A 1,245-nucleotide genomic window follows, 5' to 3' on the forward strand; every position below is an offset into this window, starting at 1 on the left:
ACACCTCTTGCCGCCACCGCCATCATGCCGCTGGCCCTGACCGCCCGCTGCGGGCTGCTCCAAAGGCATCGATGTCGGCAATGACGGCGCTACCGGTAATCCCCGCACCCGGTCAAACGCTACGAAGTGATTGCCAGCTCGCTCACATGCGCCGGGGCCGTGGGATTCCATTAAGGCGTATATCGGGTATGACGTCATCAATGAGAAATGTGTGCCAATGATGCCGTTCGTTGGTGTGCGGCAAGTGCCTGGTACCGGGCTCGATGTTCCCATGACACAGGTGGACGATCACACTTGGAAGGGGTATTTTTATCGCGACGCCTTGCTGGATGAGGATTACTTCAAGCTTGGCGTGTGCCACTGGGATACGACTGGCGTTAGCATTTCGGCTATGGCAAAGGGAGTTAGGTTTAACTGGGGTCACACATTGAATACGCTTTTGCGTGATGGCCAGAAGACGATCTACTTTAAGAAAAGCGTATACGGCGACCTTTCTTTCGTCCCCTATGGTGCACTAGATCTAGATCCTAGTGATCCTGGGGTTCTTAAACACCCCGATGAATATTTCCCAGTCACCATTGCTGTCAAGGAAGCCAAGCCATGAAGCCTGCTGATCAAGCACGCGCCGACGCTGCTATTAATTCCTATAGAAACCGTTTGCAGAGTGAAGTTAATGGCAAAAAACCCATATCTCTAGGCGGTGCAGACTATACCGTTTTCGGCTACGCGAATGACCCTGTCAGTGGTTTTCATGCCACTGCTTACCGCGATAGAAAAACGAACGAAGTCATCATCGCCTACCGTGGCACCGATACGGATTTATTTACCGGCGAGACAAAGGCGGAAAAAGCAGGCCATGCGCTCACCACCCTCCAGGACATCGCCGTCGATGCCACGATGCTGCGCGACGCCGTCAATCCGCAAAAAGCCGCTGCCGATGCGTTCACCGCGCAGATGCTCGCCAAGGCGGCTGAGCAGGGTATACCCAAAGATCACGTGACCGTCACCGGCCACTCCCTCGGCGGCGCACTGGCGCAGATCGAAGCGGCGGAATTCGGCCTGGCCGGCTCCACCTACAACGCCTACGGCGCGGTGAGCCTGCGTCACCACGTGCCGGAAGGTGGCACGGCGGTGACCAATTACGTCCTGGCAGGTGATCCGGTGAGTGCGGCCAGTCGGCATTACGGCACGGTGGTAGGTGATCCGGTGAGTGCGGCCAGTCGGCATTACGGCACGGTGGTGACT

General features: G+C 56.8%; 1 protein-coding gene and 1 pseudogene. Both read left to right on the forward strand.

The annotated features are described in order from the left end of the window. The first annotated feature begins 217 nt into the window (after positions 1 to 217). Positions 218 to 604 carry a hypothetical protein gene (locus tag XANALMUS060_RS17095; RefSeq protein WP_235430614.1) on the forward strand — a complete coding sequence of 129 codons (387 nt, stop codon included), beginning with the start codon at positions 218 to 220 and terminating at the stop codon, positions 602 to 604. Beyond that, positions 601 to 1,245 (forward strand): annotated as a pseudogene (locus tag XANALMUS060_RS17100) (hypothetical protein); the annotation flags it as partial. The gene XANALMUS060_RS17095 and the pseudogene XANALMUS060_RS17100, both read left to right, overlap by 4 nt.

It is taken from the genome of Xanthomonas sp. MUS 060 (assembly GCF_000963215.1).
Lineage (GTDB): Bacteria > Pseudomonadota > Gammaproteobacteria > Xanthomonadales > Xanthomonadaceae > Xanthomonas_A.